General features: G+C 59.6%; 16 protein-coding genes. 9 read left to right on the forward strand and 7 right to left on the reverse strand.

Annotated elements, in window-relative coordinates; all coding sequences use genetic code 11:
• From ACHFFA_RS06180 to ACHFFA_RS06190, 3 genes are all read right to left on the reverse strand, one after another.
• The coding region (locus tag ACHFFA_RS06180) for a CAP family protein (RefSeq protein WP_394269968.1) at positions 1-530 on the reverse strand (530 nt) is incomplete at its 3' end.
• A 98-nt stretch (positions 531-628) separates the two neighbouring features.
• The gene (locus ACHFFA_RS06185; RefSeq protein ID WP_394269969.1) at positions 629-1,258 is read right to left on the reverse strand and encodes a L,D-transpeptidase; all 630 of its coding nucleotides are present in this window, start codon (positions 1,256-1,258) and stop codon (positions 629-631) included.
• Positions 1,258-1,890, reverse strand: coding sequence for a PEPxxWA-CTERM sorting domain-containing protein (locus ACHFFA_RS06190; RefSeq protein WP_394269970.1), 633 nt, complete (start codon positions 1,888-1,890; stop codon positions 1,258-1,260). The genes ACHFFA_RS06185 and ACHFFA_RS06190 overlap by 1 nt, the downstream gene beginning before the upstream one ends.
• 199 nt (positions 1,891-2,089) lie before the next feature.
• Here ACHFFA_RS06190 and rfbA point away from each other — a divergent pair, with 199 nt between their 5' ends.
• The 4 genes from rfbA to rfbB are packed head-to-tail and all read left to right on the forward strand — an operon-like array spanning position 2,090 to position 5,419.
• On the forward strand, positions 2,090-2,974 hold the full coding sequence (gene rfbA, locus ACHFFA_RS06195; protein WP_394269971.1) for a glucose-1-phosphate thymidylyltransferase RfbA: 885 nt from the start codon (positions 2,090-2,092) through the stop codon (positions 2,972-2,974).
• A complete protein-coding gene (gene rfbC / locus ACHFFA_RS06200; protein ID WP_394269972.1) occupies positions 2,965-3,510 on the forward strand; it encodes a dTDP-4-dehydrorhamnose 3,5-epimerase in 546 nt (181 codons plus the stop codon). Before rfbA ends, rfbC begins: the two co-directional genes overlap by 10 nt.
• Positions 3,507-4,364 carry a dTDP-4-dehydrorhamnose reductase gene (gene rfbD / locus ACHFFA_RS06205; RefSeq protein ID WP_394269973.1) on the forward strand — a complete coding sequence of 286 codons (858 nt, stop codon included), beginning with the start codon at positions 3,507-3,509 and terminating at the stop codon, positions 4,362-4,364. Before rfbC ends, rfbD begins: the two co-directional genes overlap by 4 nt.
• Positions 4,364-5,419: a dTDP-glucose 4,6-dehydratase gene (gene rfbB / locus ACHFFA_RS06210; protein ID WP_394269974.1), complete on the forward strand. Its 1,056-nt coding sequence runs from the start codon at positions 4,364-4,366 to the stop codon at positions 5,417-5,419. Before rfbD ends, rfbB begins: the two co-directional genes overlap by 1 nt.
• Before the next feature lie 4 nt (positions 5,420-5,423).
• Here rfbB and ACHFFA_RS06215 read toward each other — a convergent pair whose 3' ends face one another.
• The gene (locus tag ACHFFA_RS06215; RefSeq protein ID WP_394269975.1) at positions 5,424-6,701 is read right to left on the reverse strand and encodes a sugar transferase; all 1,278 of its coding nucleotides are present in this window, start codon (positions 6,699-6,701) and stop codon (positions 5,424-5,426) included.
• Positions 6,702-6,977: 276 nt separating this feature from the next.
• On the opposite strand from ACHFFA_RS06215, the gene ACHFFA_RS06220 reads away from it, so the two are divergent.
• The 4 genes from ACHFFA_RS06220 (at position 6,978) to ACHFFA_RS06235 (ending at position 12,842) form a co-directional block, all read left to right on the forward strand.
• Positions 6,978-7,721: a 2OG-Fe(II) oxygenase gene (locus ACHFFA_RS06220; protein ID WP_394269976.1), complete on the forward strand. Its 744-nt coding sequence runs from the start codon at positions 6,978-6,980 to the stop codon at positions 7,719-7,721.
• A gap of 244 nt (positions 7,722-7,965) precedes the next feature.
• On the forward strand, positions 7,966-9,807 hold the full coding sequence (locus ACHFFA_RS06225; protein WP_394269977.1) for a right-handed parallel beta-helix repeat-containing protein: 1,842 nt from the start codon (positions 7,966-7,968) through the stop codon (positions 9,805-9,807).
• Between the two features lie 147 nt (positions 9,808-9,954).
• On the forward strand, positions 9,955-11,529 hold the full coding sequence (locus tag ACHFFA_RS06230; protein ID WP_394269978.1) for an O-antigen ligase family protein: 1,575 nt from the start codon (positions 9,955-9,957) through the stop codon (positions 11,527-11,529).
• On the forward strand, positions 11,478-12,842 hold the full coding sequence (locus ACHFFA_RS06235; RefSeq protein WP_394269979.1) for a hypothetical protein: 1,365 nt from the start codon (positions 11,478-11,480) through the stop codon (positions 12,840-12,842). The genes ACHFFA_RS06230 and ACHFFA_RS06235 overlap by 52 nt, the downstream gene beginning before the upstream one ends.
• Here the strand turns inward: ACHFFA_RS06235 and ACHFFA_RS06240 are convergent.
• Complete coding sequence (locus ACHFFA_RS06240) at positions 12,836-14,014, reverse strand: right-handed parallel beta-helix repeat-containing protein (protein ID WP_394269980.1); 1,179 nt, start codon at positions 14,012-14,014, stop codon at positions 12,836-12,838. The two genes, ACHFFA_RS06235 and ACHFFA_RS06240, sit on opposite strands and share 7 nt — an antisense overlap.
• Before the next feature lie 722 nt (positions 14,015-14,736).
• Positions 14,737-15,642 carry a hypothetical protein gene (locus tag ACHFFA_RS06245; RefSeq protein WP_394269981.1) on the reverse strand — a complete coding sequence of 302 codons (906 nt, stop codon included), beginning with the start codon at positions 15,640-15,642 and terminating at the stop codon, positions 14,737-14,739.
• Positions 15,643-15,748: 106 nt separating this feature from the next.
• Between ACHFFA_RS06245 and ACHFFA_RS06250 the strand changes: the two genes are divergently transcribed.
• Complete coding sequence (locus ACHFFA_RS06250) at positions 15,749-17,050, forward strand: lipopolysaccharide biosynthesis protein (protein WP_394269982.1); 1,302 nt, start codon at positions 15,749-15,751, stop codon at positions 17,048-17,050.
• 15 nt (positions 17,051-17,065) lie between these two features.
• Here ACHFFA_RS06250 and ACHFFA_RS06255 read toward each other — a convergent pair whose 3' ends face one another.
• Positions 17,066-18,118 (reverse strand): glycosyltransferase family 2 protein, encoded by a 1,053-nt coding sequence (locus tag ACHFFA_RS06255; RefSeq protein ID WP_394269983.1) that lies wholly within the window; start codon positions 18,116-18,118, stop codon positions 17,066-17,068.
• Positions 18,119-18,197: the final 79 nt, after the last annotated feature.

Here is an 18,197-nt window from a genome sequence, read left to right on the forward strand (position 1 = left end):
GCCGTCCGCAATGCGCGGCGACCGAAGACGTTTCCGGGATTGCTGTAGCGGCAGACAAGGATGTCCCGCCTTTCCCCGCGTGCCAGTCCGCAGCCGACCTTGCGCGTATCGGCCCAGATTATCTGCGTGAAATGGCTTACATCGGCGACCCGGCCGGTCGTGCTGTTGTCCGGAAACCGGCCCGGCTTGAAGTAGCGCTTTTCCGCTACCCACAGGCCGATCATCGATTCGGGGCCAAAAGCCCCTTGGGTTCCACCCCAGATGTTTTCGCCTTCGAGCGACTGGCCCTTACGGTTCGGCGAATGCTCGAACCGACCGGTCCGCGCGAGGTGGTCGGCCCACGCCTGCGCGCCTTGAGCCAGCTTGGCATCCCATTTCAAAGCCGGCACCCGATGCAGCGAGCGTTCGCGGTTATGGCCTGCAAGCAAGCGCTCCTCGAAATCCCCGGAATGGCCTTGAGCTCCCGTAAGTGTGACGAGGGTTCCGATCAGCAGCCCGATCTTCCCGATTGTCCTGACCTTGCGCGACATGACAGCACCTCTTCGATTGGAAGAGGCAGGGTTATCCCCAAAGGTTAAGATCAGGTTATCGCGTCCGCCTCACAGAGACAGAGGCAGACAAGACGTGCTCAGGCCGCGTCCGTCTGGACGATTTCGACCACGTCGCCGCGCTTTGCCTGATCGAACAGCAATCGCGCGAAGCTCAGCGGCAGCCCGATACAGCCGTGGGTCGCACGGTCCGCCGCCATCGGGCTACCGTGCAGGGCAACGCCGTCGTTGGTGATGAACAAGGAATAGGGCATCGGCGCATCGTAGCTGCGCGAGTGGTAATCCCTCACCTTGCGCATGATCGGGAAACGCCCGCTCGGCGAATTGTAGCCGTTTCCGCCGTACACGATCACGGCGGTCCCGATTTCATGCCCATCGCGGAAGACCGAGATCAGCTGGCGACGCATGTTGACAAACACCTGGACCTTGCCTGGCCCGACGTCCCTATCGTTCCAGACGTAGTCGCCATGTTCGAGCGCCCGCGGTACGCGCAGCAATGATTTCACCCCTGCGGGCAGCATCCTGCGCTCCGCCGCGAGTTTTGCCGATTGCGGGTCGAGCGCAATCCGAACCGACGTCTCGGATGCCGGTTCGGCTACACTCGTCGCCGCGGCGAATTGCTGCTCGGACGCAGGCGGCGCTGCGAGAGCGACGACCCCGGCACCGGCAAGAGCCGCCCCGATCAGCGAAAGGCCGATGATCCTGCGCACTAGATGCCGGCAGGCACGTGAAGGTGGCGGGCCCGCCGCCGCATCGCGAACCCGGAAAAGAAGAAGCCCAGGATCATCAGCGCCCAGGTGGACGGCTCGGGAATAGGGCCCGGGGGCGGTGGCGGATCGACACCGCCTCCTCCTCCTCCACCTCCGCCGCCGCCGCCGATTGTGCCCCCGCCGCCTCCGCCGGGAGTACTCGGCAAGAAGCCCCCCGGCGCAAGCACACTGGGAGTCTCATTGGCAGCAAGTGCATCCGCCAGCGGCGTTTCAGCGACCGGCGATTCGGTGCCGGGCAGCGCTTCGGGCTCGGCGCCCGGTGCTTCGAAAATCTTACCCAGCGCCTGCTGCTCCGGGCCGCCCGCGGGAACCTCGCGGCTTGCCATGGCGCCGGATTTGCCCTTTGCCGAACCCTTGCCCTTGCCCTTCAGCAAAGCTTCCTCATCGCGTTCACCAGGTGAACGGTTGAGGTATTCGTCGAGCGCGGAAGCGGTTTGCTGGTACAGGCGCGCAGGGCCGCTATCCCGCGGGCCAACCACTGCATATCCGACGAGGCTCGCCGAACCCAGCGCGGCAAGCGCGGCGGGAATGACGATCTTCCTGTTCCGAAGCGCCTGAACCCTGAGCTTCATGCGATCAACCTTTGTTGGATGTTTAACGCTTTATTAACGTTTTATCAGGAATGCCAGAGAATTGCGAGGACTGGTCCCATAATGCGACTGGAGGGTAAAAGCTCCTGATCGGCCAAGAAGATCTTTGGCCAGACGGTTGCATTCCCGCCCCCTCACCGCCAGACAGCCAGCCGCACGGCACACGGGAGTAGGGTTCGACATGCGCAAGGGCATCATCCTGGCCGGTGGCTCGGGGACGAGGTTGTGGCCGTTGACCAAAGCGGTCTCGAAACAGCTTATGCCGGTCTACGACAAGCCGATGATCTACTACCCGTTGTCGGTCCTGATGCTCGCGGGAATCCGGGAAATCCTGATCATCACCACTCCGCACGAACAGGCCATGTTCAAGAGCCTGCTGGGTGACGGGGCCGATTGGGGACTGGCGATCGAATATGCCGTCCAGCCCAGCCCCGACGGTCTCGCGCAGGCGTATCATATAGGCGCCGGTTTCGTCGGCGATCGCCCCTCTGCGCTCGTTCTGGGTGACAACATCTTCTACGGTCACGGCCTCAGCCAACTTCTGCGCAATGCGGCACAGCGCGAGGAGGGGGCAACGGTATTCGGCTATTACGTGAAGGACCCCGAGCGATACGGCGTCGTCACCTTCGATGAACAGGGCCAGGCGACGAGGATCGAGGAAAAGCCTGCCCGCCCCGAATCGAACTATGCGGTGACCGGGCTGTACTTCTACGACGGCAAGGCAGTGGACCTTGCTCGCGACCTCAAGCCCTCGCCGCGCGGCGAACTTGAAATCACCGACCTCAATCGTCTTTATCTCGAGAACGGCACCCTTTCGGTCGAGATAATGGGCCGGGGCTACGCGTGGCTCGATACCGGGACGCATGCCTCGCTGCTCGAAGCGGCCGACTATGTCCGTATCACCGAGGAACGGCAGGGGTTGAAGATCAGTTGCCCTGAGGAAATCGCCTGGCGCATGGGCTTCATCGATGACGAGCAACTGGCTCGAATCGCCAGTCCGCTGCGCAAATCGGGCTATGGCGACTATCTCATGGGCCTTCTCGACAGGACGGCCAGTTGGAACTGATCGAAACAGCCATCGAAGGATGCTTCCTGATCAAGCCGCGCGTGTTCGGGGACGAGCGCGGTTTCTTTCTCGAAAGCTGGAACGCACGCGCGTTCGCCGACGCCGGGCTCGACCTGCAATTCGTTCAGGACAATCACAGCCGCTCGTCGCGCGGGGTATTGCGCGGACTGCATTATCAAAAACCGGGCCCGCAAGGAAAACTGGTCCGGGTGGTGTCCGGGGCGGTTCACGACGTGGTGGTCGATCTGCGCCAATCATCGCCAAGCTTCGGCCAGAGCGCCGGCTTCGACCTCAATGCGCGCAACAAACATCTGCTGTGGGTTCCGCCTGGCCTTGCGCATGGGTTCCTGACGTTGGAGGACGGGACCGACTTTCTCTACAAATGTACCGCATTTTATGATCCGGCGAACGAGCACAGTCTCTTGTGGAACGATCCCGCGCTCGAAATCGCCTGGCCGCTGGACGGGATCGAGCCGCTGCTATCCGACAAGGATCGCGCGGGAACGCCTCTGTCCAACGCCGAACTGTTCGCATGAAGGCATTAATCGTTGGCGCTGGCGGGCAGGTCGGGCGCGCACTCGCGCGCCACGCCCCGCCCGGCGTCGAGGTCATCCCCCTCGTCCGGGAAGCGCTGGATATCGGCGACGCCGGGGCGGTGATGGACGCCGTCTGCTCTTCCGGAGCAGACTATGTGTTCAATGCAGCCGCCTATACCGCGGTCGATCGGGCGGAAAGCGAACCCGATCAGGCACGCGCGATCAACGCCGTTGCGGTCGGCCATCTGGCCATTGCAGCGCAAGCAGCCAAAGCCCGCCTCATCCATATTTCGACCGATTTCGTGTTCGATGGAACGGCCAGCACGCCCTACCCTATCAACGCGCCGCCGGCACCGCTCGGAGTTTATGGCGCGACCAAGCTGGAAGGTGAGCGGCTTGCGCTCGCTCTGCCCGGCGCCCTCGTGGTCCGTACGTCATGGGTGTACGATCGAAGCGGTGACAATTTCGTATCGACGATGCTCCGGCTGATGAGGGAGCGTGACGAACTGCGCGTGGTTGCCGATCAGGTCGGGAGCCCGACGCTTGCGGCAGACCTGGCAGGGGCGCTGTGGCAGCTGGCGCTGGGCAATGTCGCGGGCATCCGCCACTATACCAACAGCGGCGTGGCGAGCTGGTACGATTTTGCCGTCGCCATACAGGAAGAGGCGCTTGCCGTGGGGCGAATCGACCGCGCGATCCCCATTCGCCCGATCCGGACCGGCGACTACCCGACCCCGGCCCGCCGCCCCCCGTTCTCGGTGCTCGATTGCAGCGAGACCATAGACAGTCTCGGCACGTACCCCCGCCATTGGCGCGCAGCGCTGCGTTCGATCTTCAAGGAAAGCGACACCTGATGCAGACCCTTCTCGTGACCGGCGGGGCCGGTTTCATCGGCACGAACTTCGTCCGTTACTGGCGCGAGCGCCATACGGACGACCGCATCATCGTACTCGACGCGCTGACCTATGCCGGCGTCGCTGCCAATGTTTCGGGGCTGGATCGCGTGAAGCTGGTCGAAGGCGATATTCGCGATACCGACCTCGTCGCACAGCTGCTGCATGACAACGATATCAGGACGCTGATCCACTTCGCAGCGGAAAGCCACGTCGATCGCTCGATCAGCGGTCCCGATGCCTTCGTCTCGACGAACATCATTGGCACGCACAGTCTCCTGAAGGCGGCGCGGTCAGTCTGGCTGGACCAAAGGCCGGGGGATCATCGCTTCCATCATGTGTCGACCGACGAGGTTTATGGCTCGCTCGAACCGGACGATCCGGCGTTCAGCGAGACGACCGCTTACGCACCCAATTCCCCCTATTCGGCGTCCAAGGCGGCCTCCGACCATTTGGTGCGTGCCTATCATCATACCTACGGGCTGAACGTCACCACCAGCAATTGCTCGAACAATTACGGCCCCTATCAATTTCCCGAGAAGCTGATCCCGCTGTTCCTGATCAATTGCCTCCATGGCAAGCCGCTGCCGATCTACGGCGACGGCATGAACGTGCGCGACTGGTTGCATGTGGAGGATCACTGCCGGGGCATCGAAAAGGTGCTGCGTGTCGGCGAACCCGGCGAGACCTACAATATCGGCGGCGGGGAAGAGGTTCCTAACCTCGTCATCATAGACCGGATTTGCGCAGCGGTGGATCAGGCATTCGCGGCCGACCCTTCGCTCGCGACGCGGTTTCCCGATGCACCCGCCGCCCGCGGCGAAGCGTCGGCGTCCCTGAAAGTCTTTGTCGAGGATCGCGCAGGACACGATCGCCGCTATGCGATCGACGAACGCAAGGCTCGCGAATGCCTGGGCTATCAGCCGGATCGGGATTTCGCGCAGGGTCTGGGGCAAACACTTCAGTGGTATCTTGATAACGAGGCCTGGTGGCTTCCGCTGCTCAAAGCTCGCTAAGCCGCTAGCGGCCGGGCTCTTCCGCACGCAAAGTCTGCGTGAGCTTCCCGCGCATGATGCTGGCAACGTCGCGCCAAAGCGTCCAGCCTTCGCGATAGGATCGACCCGCGGTTTGCGTCACCGGGGCAAACAGGCCGGGCTTGACGTTGCGTCGCCTCGGAGGGCCTGCGGCGGACGCGCGCGATACTGCCTCTATCGGTCCCGGCCCGACAAGGCTCATATGCCCCAGCACGACGTCGAGCAGTGCTGGCAGCCGGCCGAGCCCGCTTGAACGGAGGAAGCGCTCGAGCCGAGGGCGTCCGGGCGCTACGAAGACGTGGCTCGCGAAGACTTCGTTCCGCATGCCAAGCAGCATCTGTTTCTCGAATATACGGCGACGGCCGGTTGTAAGCGGGATACCGATGCACAGCGCCGCGAATACCGGGCTAAGGGCGATGAACAGGGGGACCGAAAGCACCAGGTCGAACAGGCGTTTGGCGATCCGCTGACGTACGGCGAGAGGTCCGCGGCTGATCCGCAACACCGGCAGCGTGGTTTCGAACTCCGTGTCGAAGGCCGATAGTTGAGCGACATCCTCTACGATCACGCCGGCATCGAGACCAAGCGGCCGGATGCTTTCCGCCCAGAACCTTCGCCGTCCCTCGCTGCACGACACCAGCACCCGGTCGACCCCCGCGCCAAGCCTTGCCAGGCGCACGAGCCCGACAGGATTGTTGCCCGATTTCTCGCTCAGACCGATCGTCGATGCGCGTGTGACGGCGTAATGGGCCGGCACGAGGGGCGGCTCGACGTCATCGATGATCAGAAGGTCGGCTCTTAACTTGCCGGCAAAGAGCCCTACCAGGAATGCCAAGGCCGTCCGTCCGGCAGCCGCGAGTACCGCCGCGACCCCGACTGCCAGGGCCATGTCGCCGATGCCCTCGGCCTGCCAGTGGCCACTAAGCACCGCGACGGCCCAGATAACTGCACTGCTGAAGACGATCGCGCGGACCGCCGCCACGGCCGAGACGAGGGGCGAGACGAACGCCTGCCGGCTATAGGCACCCGCCAGTCCGGCAGCCGCGAGATAAACTGCGGCAAGCACGGCGAACCCCAGGATATCGTCAGCCTGGCTATGCGCCAGTTCGAACGCCACGAGACAGCCGGCCCACACGGCGACTAAATCCGCCGCCACCAGGAGGATAAACGCCACCAGCCGCGCATCGGCTCCTGCAAGGCCGCGCTCTGCTACAGGCGGCTGCGCGATTCGCTCGCCTTGCGCCAATTCGTTGCCGTTACCCACGCCCGTCGTCCGATCTGGATGGCAGCGACCCGCCGCCCAATGCGCCCCTAACGACCTTAAGGCCTTTCTCGAAATTGGTCAGGGACAAATTTAGGTGATCAGCAAGCTTGCTGAATTGGGCCCAGGCTTGCAGATTGTGCGCACAAGACGGCGTGCAGACACCTGCGCCCCGAAGGAGTTCGATAAGATGTTGAATATCGATCGCAGCGACGTCCAGCAGACGCCGTTTCCGCACGTGGTGAAAAGGGCATTCTCGATGAGGATTTCTATCGAGAATTGCGCAAGGACTTTCCTAGCCAAGATAGCTTTGCGGATCAGACGGTCCTCAGCGGATCGACAGGGAGCCGTGTCGGTGCCGGGACCGGCTTCGATATCTACCGGGGCGATCAAGCGTACGACAACCTGATTTCAACGTCACCTGCCTGGGCGCGGTTCGATCAATGGATCAATTCCCCGGCTTTTGTCGACAAGTTCAACGAGATCTTCGGGCCCGATCTCGAAGCACTTGGATGCGCCATTTCCGTCGATCCGGCAGCCTACGATCGGGAACTGGTCGAAGGCCGTGATGTCCTGACTGAAAAGGCGACGCTTGCCGACAAGGCTCGCAACATTTCGCACAAGCTCTTCTCGCGCAGTGACACATCTCCCGGAAACCTCTTCAGCCGGCTAGACATCGAGCGCAGCATTGGCGGCTATGCAAAGGTGCCCCATTGCGACCGGCAGAACCGGTTGTGTTCGCTGATTATCTACTTCACCGACATGGAAGCCGAAGGCATCGAGGGTGGGGATCTCAGCCTATTCCGGCACAAGACGAAGACCGACCCGTCGTCTCACGAACGTCACCCCAAGCCGGGCGACGTCGAAAAGACCGCGACGCTGCGACCCGAACAGAATCTCGGGGTCTTTTTCCCATGTTCGAACAATAGCTATCACGGGGTAAGCGCCCTCAAGTCGCAGGATGCGGCACGGGACTTCTTGTACATCAACATTTCCACAGATCGGTACAGCGCCTGGCGCTGAACGACGTGATACCGCATTCGATTGGGAACCCATAAACCCTCGTTAAATCCGCATTCACGTTAGGCCCTGATTGAATTCAGGGACTTAACCCCTTCGAAACAACGCATCGCCCTAATCGAACCGGTCCGTGTTTAACCCTAGAGGTTGAGAACCCGCTAGTAGGCCCGGCCCTATCCCTTTCCCTGACACCGCAACCATCGGGTTCCCTCGATGGCTTGCCTTCAGGGGATGGGACTGGGTCAACATGGCAGAATTCTACGCACGGTCGGACGAGCAGCTGGCAACCTTCATTCAGAACGCCGGTCCGGGCGATATCGTCTATCTTGCCCCCGGCACCTACGACACGCTGACTCTGCGCAATGCAGGCGATCTTGACATCACGATCGCCTCGCTCGACAGCGCAAACCCGGCAGTGATCACTGGGTTGCGTTTGTCGGAAACGGATGGCGTAAGATTTTCGAACTTGATCTTCGAGGCGGCCGAGGGCGACAACAATTGCTTCAGCGTCAGTTCCGCGGACGACATCACCTTTTCAGGGGTCGTTTTTCGCGGACCCGATAACGTCGGATCAGGCGAAGAGGTTTCGCCACTGTTGATCCGGTCGAGCACCAACATCACCGTCGTCGATTCCGAATTCTATTATGTGCAACATGGTCTGAAGTTGCTCGATGTCGATGGGCTTTTCATCTCGGGCAATTCGTTCCACGACATCCGCTGTGACGGCATCCGCGGTGGCGGCGTGTCGAACGCTGTCATCACGAACAATACGTTCACCGATTTCTTCCCGATCAATACCGGCGGTTCCGGCGACCACCCGGATGCGATCCAGCTTTGGTCGACAAATCAGGATGAGCCCGGGCGGAACATCACGATCTCGGACAATCTGATCTACCGCGGCGACGGACTGCCGATCCAGGGCGTCTTTATCCGCGATACGCGGGACAACATGCCCTTCGAGGATGTGACCGTTTCTGGCAACGTCATCCTCGGCGGGCTCTACAACGGGGTCAGCGTTGACGGAGTGATCGGCGGTGAGGTCACCGGCAACCTTGTCATCGGCTTTCCCGACCAGCGCTCGTTCCTACGGGTGATCATGGAACGGGAGTTCTCGGTGGTCGACAATTTCTCGACCTCATACGCCTTCGCCACCCGCGACAGTGTCCTGCTTGACGACAATCATCGCATCGATTCGACTGTCGAATTTGCCCGCGAAGTGATCGCGGCCTGGCAGGCATCCGGTTCGACCAGTGTCAGCGATCTGGCGGATATGCTGATGGACGCGGCACCGCTCGAATTTAGCGGTCCGACGGATCCCATCGACGAGGTCAGCGCTTTCGCGGCGGGCGCCTTTACGCAACTTACCGGAACCTGGCGGGGGGAGACGCTCAACGCTTCTGCAGGCGGCAGCGCGATCACCGCCGGCGGCGGCGATGACGCAGTGTTCGGAAGTGATGCCAGCGATGCCTTGGTCGGAAATCTTGGAGACGACCGGCTTTATGGGCGCGGGGGGGACGATCTCTTGTCCGGCAACACCGGAAATGACACGATTTACGGCAACGCGGGCAATGATCGCCTGAACGGCGGCGGCGGGGATGATATGCTTTACGGCGGCGCCGGGGACGACAAGCTGTTCGGGGGCGCCGGGTCCGATCACCTCGAAGGCGGAGACGGGATCGATTTCCTTTACGGGCAGGGCGGCGGGGATACCTTGTTTGGCGGTGCGGGCGACGATCGCTTGATCGGTGGCCTCGGAGCTGACGTGATGATCGGCGGGGTAGGTGCCGATCGCTTCATTTTCCGCGATGCTGCGAATGGTACCGACGGGGTCGACAGCATCCTTGATTTCAACACCGGTGAGGACATCGTCGATTTGCGGTCTCTTGATGCAAATACGACGCTCGAAGGCAATCAGGCCTTCGCCTTCGTGGGTACGGACGCGTTTTCCGGCACCGCTGGCGAACTGCGCTACGAAATCGCTGCGAACGGGCTCACGGTGATGGGGGACATGGACGGCGACGGCGCGGCCGACTTCCAGCTCTTCATGGAAGGCCTCGACACGCTGACCCCGCCTGATTTCCTATTCTGAGAAGTTCGCGAAAGAGGGAGGCGAGGAGCGAACCGGCCTGCGCTGAGCAAATGGCTCGTGGCAGGACATCGATTGGTAATCCGTGGATTTCCGGTTCGGATATGTTAAGCCCCCGCCCTACTTCTTAACGCACGACACCGGGGGTTCGTGGAGATCATCAAGTCAATTCGAGGCTTTATCGCCCCCCGCCGCGAGGCCGTGCTAGGCGGTTATTCGCGCGGCGACCTGTGGCAAAGCAGGTTATGGCTATTTGCGCTGCTCTATCTGGCGGGACTCTTCGCCGCGGGGGCGATGTTCGCTTATTTAGGTGCCAACGTCCTCATGCCCATGTCAGGCATCCTAGCGGCTCTGGCCCTGCTGGTTGTTTGGGCCCTGCCCGAGAGCAAAAATCCCCCACTACCTTGGATCAGGCGATTGTTGTTCGGCTTGCTTATCGCGCTGCTGTTCTGGCCCGATTACCTTGCATTTGATCTTCCTGGGCTTCCGTGGATAACGGCGTTGCGTATGTTCGGCGTACCGCTAGCAATTGCCTTTCTGATCAGCCTTTCCGTTTCGCAGGAATTTCGTGATTCTCTGCGAGAGCGCTTGGCAGTCACCACATGGGTAAACCGATTTCTTATCATATTTTCTGTGATCGCTTTTGTCAGTATCGGCCTATCTAGCGACTTCGGTCAATCGATTAACAAGTTCGTTGTAGCCTTTTTAAACTGGTTCATTGTTTTTTATGCAGCCGTGTGGGTTTTTTCGCAACCAGGGAATGCTACCAAGCTTGCTTATATCTTCTGGTTCTTCGCCGTGCTGGCTTGTTTGGTCGGATTAGAGGAGTGGCGACTTCAACAAGTGCCGTGGGCTAACAGGATCCCCTCATTTCTAGCAATAGATGATCCTATCATTCAAAGGATTCTGACAGGAAAATCACGTGCTGCAACGGGGATTTACCGGCTACAGGGTAAATTTACTACGCCCCTTGGTTTTGCCGAGTTCTTAGCTTTTACAACTTCTTTCGTGCTGTATTTTGTCGTCTATGGGAAGGGGGTTTTTGTTCGCGTCGCGGCTTTAGCTACTATACCTTTAGTATTCATGACGATTATCAGAACAGATTCTCGTCTTGGTGCAGCAGGATTTCTCGTATCCTTCCTTCTCTTTTTAGCTGCTTGGAGCATCACACGTTGGCGGCAAGATAGGGGAAGTTTGTTTGGGCCTGCTCTTACTTTGGCTTATCCCATAATCTTCGCAACTTTCATGGTGGCCACTTTAGTCGTAGGTCGACTACGTGCGATGGTTTGGGGCACCAAGGCCCAATCTTTCAGTAGCCAAGCGCGCGAAGCACAAATTGAAATGGGCTTACCAATGATTTGGTCTAACCCTCTTGGTTATGGAATTGGTCAGGGTGCGGAAACCTTGAACTACCGCAATCTTGCGGGCGTCCTTACAATTGACTCCTACTATCTGTCGCTTGGTCTTGAATATGGTGTCGTAGGTTTTCTGATTTATGCAGCAGTCTTTTTTAGCGCGCTTCTCTATGGTTTGTCATTTCTTTTGAAGGCCCATACACAGGAACACCTGCTTTTAATTCCTATGATGGCTTCTCTAACCGTGTTCGTAATTGTGAAGTCTGTCTTTTCTCAGCAAGACAACCATCCTATGGTTTTCTTGACGCTTGGAGCTTTATGCGCCATTTGCTGGCGTATCCACAAGGAGGTTGGGAATCGGCCGTCGTGAGTATTGCGCAATTCGCTCAATGTATCTGGAGGTTACGCATTTTTATTTCGGCGTCTGCGCTATTTGGCGCCACAGCAGCGGCGATTGTTGTTGAAAGGATACCAGAGCGATATCTTGCGACTGCCACGATCGTGCTCGAGACACGATTGGAAGCCAATGCCGACCAATACGACGTCAGCGTCAAGCAGATCGACAATTACGTCAAATCTCAAGCCGCAATGATCCAGGATCCGCGGGTTACCGGGCTTGTTGTGGACCAACTGGGCTGGACCGAATCCTATGAGCTAGCTCAGGAATTTCAGCGATCGGGGGCTGGATCTGGCCGGGATTTCAGGAGTTGGCTAGGCGATCTCATCGCGGATCGACTTGTTCTGAACTATACCGAAGGCAGCCCTTCTTTCGACGTCGGATATGTCGGCTTTTCTCCGGTCGAGGCGCAAACGATGGTCGGACTGGTGAGGGACGCCTATATCGAAAATTCCCGGCGCCAACGGCGCAGCGAGGCTGACGAAAACGCTCAGCGGTTGGATGGCGAGATCAACGCCCTTCGTTCGAGGATGGAGGCGCTCGAACGGCGTAATGCCGAGTTCAGCCGAAAAAACGATGTGATCCTTCAATCCGACGGGACATCGCTTACGGAAATGCAATTGCGCAACGCGGCGTCGGCAGTCCTGCCTCCGCTGGCGCAATTGCCCAGGATCGAGGGTGATACAGTGACTCCTCAGAACCGGCAACTCGCCGAACTTGATGGCGAGATCGCACGCCTTTCCACCACCCTTGGACCCAACCACCCGCGATTGCAGGACCTCCGCTCGCAAAGGGCCGAGCTCGCGTCGACGATTGTTGCACCGCGCCCAGTGGCGACGCCGGCGTCCAAGTCCCTCGAGCAAATCCAGCGTGAGCGCGAGGCGGAATATCTTTCGAAGGCGGATGCGATCGCCACCGCGCAACGATACGATGCCGAACTCAAAGCGCTCGAAGCACGTTTCGCTGCGCTTACCGATCGGCGGGAGGCATTCTCGCTCGACGGCGCAACCCAGCGGCCCGGCGCCTCGAGCGGGGGCGCGGTCAAGCCGTATGGCGGCGTTTATTACCCCCGGGCGCAATTCGCGATTCTGGGGGCTGCCGGGTTCGGAGCGGTCTTCGCCCTTCTCATCGGTCTCTTGTTCGCATTGTTGCAGGTGCGCGTGCGATCGACCGAAGACTTGCGCAAGCTCGATCTACCGGTTCTTGGCGGGCCCAAGACGTCGGCCGGGGCGGGCAGGCAGCGCTTCTTTCCAACCCCGGCCTTTCGTTTGCGAAGAGCCTACTGACCTCTGGCCATCAGTCGCCGCAGCAAGGCGCCACGGTAGGTTGCAAAGCCCGGTTTGGTTTCGACCCAGTTGGTAACCGCGCCCGCGACATTCACGTCGGTCGCGTCGACAGTTTCGTTGTTGCGCAGCAAGGGCCTGGTGCGATTGTTCCGAATGACGAAGCTGAATGCATGGTTGTCGATCGCGGCGGAATTGCGCGTGTATTCCACGCGTATCCAGCTGCGCTGATCCGGGCGGGATAAGACCTGATTATCCCTGAGATCGAGCCTCTGTGCTCCGAGAACCGTAATGCCGTTATAGAGCCCGCCGACAATGAAATTTCCCGTGATTTTCAAATCCTCGAACGGAAGGCGCAACCGGGTGTCACGAACAAAGATACCCTGGATGGGCCCACCGTTGCCGCGCACGACGAGGTTGTCGACGATGTCGATCTCTCTTGACGCATGCCTCTGGCGGGTCGACCATAGCTGAATTCCATCGGGGTGATCGCCCCGTGCTGGGTTGAACCCCGTGATGACATTGTTGGCGATGCGGGTGTAATTTACGCCGCCCCCGCGAATGGCGTCGGTCTGCAAATTCTCGAATTCATTCTGCTGGATCACCGAATTATCAAGATCGAGCATGGCGATGCCATGGCGAAACTTGGAGAAATAGGATTTCTGCACGGTGATGTCGGAACTCTTGCGCAGCATCATGGCGATGCCGTTGCTCGCATCCCCGGTCAGCCCCAGCCCTTCCAGCGCAAGCTTGTCGAGCAGGACATCCCGGCTCCCCAAAACCAGGACGCCATAACGGCCGGCGACAGGACCAGATGCGGGGAGCTTGACCACCACGCCGGACAAGGTCAGCCCGCGAACATTATTGAGTTCGATGCCGTCGAAGACCGCCGGACGGGAGACATTGGCCGAACGCACGATCGTTCCATAGGGAACCGTCAGATCCTTTAGCTTGAGGCCCCCCCAGGCCCCCCGCGAAAGAACAATCGTAACCGGTGCCCTCGCTTGTCGAAGCGCCGCAAGCAACTCCTGCTGGCTCGACACCCGAACGACCGCGCCCGTCGATTCGGCTGTCGGTGATTTGATCGCCGCGTTGACTGCTTGTGGTATGGCTACTGCGGTCAGGGCTGAAAAGATAAGTGGCGCAGTAAATTTGCCGATTTTGGCAGGTAGCAAATCCCGTCTCCTGTTTGCTTGAAATACAGGATGCGTCGCGGATCCCTGTATGCGTCCAGAACGCAAAACGCGACGCCTCCCTTCTCCCGCCATGACGAAACCTAACAGTCGCGCAACGAAGTGCGCGGCGGCCCGTGGTTAATTACGGGCGGATAACCGTGGGGAATGCCCTCCACCCTGTGTTCGGCCACGCGCCTGTTGCCCTCAACGTCTGTCGGTGGCCGACCTAGAGCACATACTTCTCTTAGCCGCTCAAGGGGAGCAATCGCCGACGGACAATCGATGCCTTTGACCAAAGTGCTTGTCGAACTCAGCCGCCGCCGGCAATCCCGCCAATCGCTATGAAATGATCCTCGCCTCCAAATGGCGGCGCCGGAATGACGCTTATCCTCAAGTTCCTGGCAACTTCCGGGATGTAACGAGCTGGGAGCGTCAGTGAGGGGGGCGTGCGAACAGCCCGCAACACACCCAATTATCGCCAATTTTTTGCCTAAAAACTACACTGAACCCGGCTGCGACCCGACCCAGCCCGCCGCCCCCTGTTCGGCCGCAATTTCACGCCCCTCATGGCTGGACTAGCTGATGGGGGGCGATTCAAGCAACTACCCGGGGTGCACCAAGTAATGAAGCGCCCGCTCAATGCGGGCTATGGCGAGACCTCGGAGGTTGGTTATAATTGAGCAGTAGGGTTCACGTCAAATAGGCCCGCCGAACTTTCCCGCCTAGGCCATCTCGTATCCCAGTTCCTCGAGATCGAAGGGGCAATATCGTTGGAGCGCCCGGTTCGACTGTCCGTATAGACCAGTACTGGCCGCGCGCATGGCCAAGTCAAGCTCCATGGACGCCCTTTTTTCCCCAAGCGTCCAGCGATAGGCAGCGCCTGCCAAAGTGGAACCAATCCATTCCCACGGCAATATCGGATCATCGTTCAGGGGGCCTCTGCGAAAGTGAGAGGAAAATCGCAACAAGGGCAGTCCGCTGACCGGCGGACTGGCACCAACCCGACTGCGATCGGGTAGCCCGATACCCGGCTCCGGCGCTTTACCCGTGGCAAAGGTTATCAGTTCGGAGAAATAACGATCAGGATAGCGGGCAAGCGCTTCTTGTGCGAGAACGAGTACGTTCGAAGCACCATAAAGGCCGGCGTAGTGCTCGACGAAGGGGGTATATGCCAGCTGCTTCTTATCGAAGAAATAGTAGCCCGGTTCCGGCTTAAATCTCAGATATTGGGCGACGGACTTCCGCCCGCCTCGCTTCACGTACTGGATGTACGAGGCCTTCATCGTGGCAACCTGATTACGCACGGTGATAAGTATTTTTGCTTGTCCGGTTATCTTTACCAGCCGGTCCGCGATGCTGAGGCTCTCGCGCTGACCCGTCAACGGGTTTCCACACAGTGTCTCAGATGAGACGACATCGACCTTTCCGGTTGCGCCCCTGGCCCGACGTGCCTCAAGGAAGGATTGCGCCGCCTGCGGGTCGAAATCAAAATCATGAGGGCGGACGAACGTGTCGAATATTTCTTCATGCGTCATCAGATTGTTGAATATCCGCTGGTCGGTGAAGACCCTCTCCTGCAACCATGTCGTACCTGTCTTGTGCAGGCCTGGGTGAATCAAGAGCGTCATCGTGTCCTCTGGTCGAACGGGGTTTCGAAAAGCCCGGCAGTCACGCTAGGCATCTTATTGCCCTGTGCCTAGCCGGCTTCCTTCTAACGTTAGGTTCCCATCGATCATGATCGCCAAGGCCAGGCAGTACGTAACGACCCATGTGGACTCGCTCGCTTCGATCGCGATTAGGATCGGGGGGGTGGGATTAGGGTTCGTGATCACCCTGTTCCTGGGCAAGGAGTTGGGGCCAGAGGCTGTCGGGCAATACGGCATCATCACTCAAACCGGGATGTTTCTTTCCATGTTGTGCGTGGGAGGACTCGACTTGTCTGTCGTACGCAGCTTCTCCGAAGCGCGAGCGTCGAAACGACTGCCCGCCCTCAACTCGTTCATCAATGTGATCGGCCTACTGTGTGGATTGCTCGGGATCGTAATGGTTCTTATGTTTGCGCTTGCCAATATTATCCGGGCGGAGCTGCTGGAAAACTCCGCAATCCCGCTGGCGATCGTCTTTCTGTCGGCGATCACGATTGCCCGCAGCTTCACCAGACTGACCGGCAGTTACCTGCGATCTCAGGCCTTCTACATCTTCGGCAACGTCGTCGAAATCCTGATCATCCCCGTGATTGTCGTCATGCTGATCCTTGCCCGGATAACCGAAACCCTGTCTTCCGTGCTGATGGCCACGGCGCTGGCGGGCTTGTTTGCATCGCTGGTCGGCGTCGGTGTCAGCCTTACGCGAACGTCGCGATCGCCCGAGGCCATGGCAATCCCGATGCGGCCCTTGATCAAGCGAGCAGTGCCCTTGTGGGGGGTCGCAGTCTCGAAAAACCTGAGCGACTGGTACAGCCTTGCGGTCGTGGCGAGCGTACTTTCACTTTACGAGGCCGGAATTTTCCGCGTGGCGATGCAAGTCGCCTCGGCCCTCCCGGTCATCACACTGGGCATATTCAGCGTGTTCTCGGCCAAATTTGGAATGGCACACACACGTGGAGATTTCGCCGAGGTGGCACGTCTGGCGCGTTCGGCCACTGCCCTGTCAGTCTTGCTGGTGGTCCCTGTTGGCATCCTGTGCACGATCTTCGCGCGGCCCCTTCTGCAAGTGTTTGGCCCGGAATTCAATGACGAATTCATCGTTCTTCAGGTGCTAATTTTGGGCCAGATCTTGTATGTGTGCACCGGCCCCTCGGGGCTGGTGCTGGCGATGACGGGAAACGAGCGGATCAACCTTCTCTTCACCGTCGTAAGCCTTGCCGCCTTGCTGGTGCTCTTGCCGCTCACCGCCCGCTACGTCGGACTACTGGGGATGGTGATAGTGATGAGCGTTATCCTCGTGATCCGCAATTTGGCCAGCCTCGCCGCGGTACGCCGACTGACCGGGGTCAATATCCTGACAGGCAAGTATCATCCGGCCGCGCGCGGATGATTTGCGGCTCGCCGGTCAGAGTGGCAGGCCAAATGTCGCCTTGGCGACGGCCTTGAGCTGTTCAGGCTGACGGCGCAGGGCTCGCCGGGCCATGATGGCAAGGTTCTGCGCAAAGTAGAGCGGTACCAGCCAGGGGTAATGCTTTCGCGCGAAGATCATCTTGCTGCGGATGAAGTGATATTCCGACAAGGGCGAACGTGCGCGCTTCGAGAGGATGCTGGCCGATCCGGCAGATCCACCTTCCTTATGGTAGACAATAGCATCCGCCACGAATCCGATATCAAACCGCCCCTTCGCGCGGGTCGCCAGGTCGATCTCCTCGAAATAGAGGAAGAAGCGCTCTTCCAGTTCGCCGACCGTTTCGAAGAACGGCCTCGTCATGATAAGCGATGCACCGCAGACGAAATCGGTCTGCCTTATGATGTCGCCCGCATCGAAGCGCTGGTCGACCGAACTCCCGGCATCGATCCCAGCGCCCGCGGCGCTCCACTTGCTGAACCGCATGCCGTTGACAAGTTGATGCCGGGTCGGTTCGTGATACAGCCGAATCGGCGTACCCGCCATTCCCCACTGCGGATGGGAGGCAAAGGCCTCGGCTACCGCCGTCACGGTCTGCGGTCCGACGGTGGTATCGTTGTTGAGCAGCCAGAAAATGTCGATGCCTTCGCCCCGCGAGGCGATCTGCAGTCCGCGATTGTTGCCGCCGGCAAAGCCGAGATTGCTGCCCGTCTGAAGCAAGGTCAGCGGCTTGGACGGCGGCCGTCGTTCATCGTCCGGCCCGCGCACCTCGTATTCGATGGGAAAGGTGATCGGGCGATCCTGCGCCATGCGATGAAACGGATGCTCGATCTGCAGCTCGTGGCGGCCTTCGGCCCAGCGCGCGATCGTCTCAAGCGAACCGTCACCCGAAGCGTTGTCGGCCACGATGACATAAGGCACGCGGGTTCCGGCAAACAGTGATGACAGGCACTCAATCGTATCGCCGGGTGAGCGGTAGTTAACGAGAATGACCGCCATGGTGCGATCGAACGCCGGCGATCTGCCGGGCGAATAGTCTTGCTGTGACAATCTGTTTTCCTACCTTGAACCAATCTGGTTAGGGGCACGCCCGGCATGGGAAAGGAGCCCGACCATTCGTACGCATCTA

This window comes from Qipengyuania sp. (genome assembly GCF_043423005.1).
In the GTDB taxonomy this organism is placed as follows: Bacteria; Pseudomonadota; Alphaproteobacteria; order Sphingomonadales; family Sphingomonadaceae; genus Qipengyuania.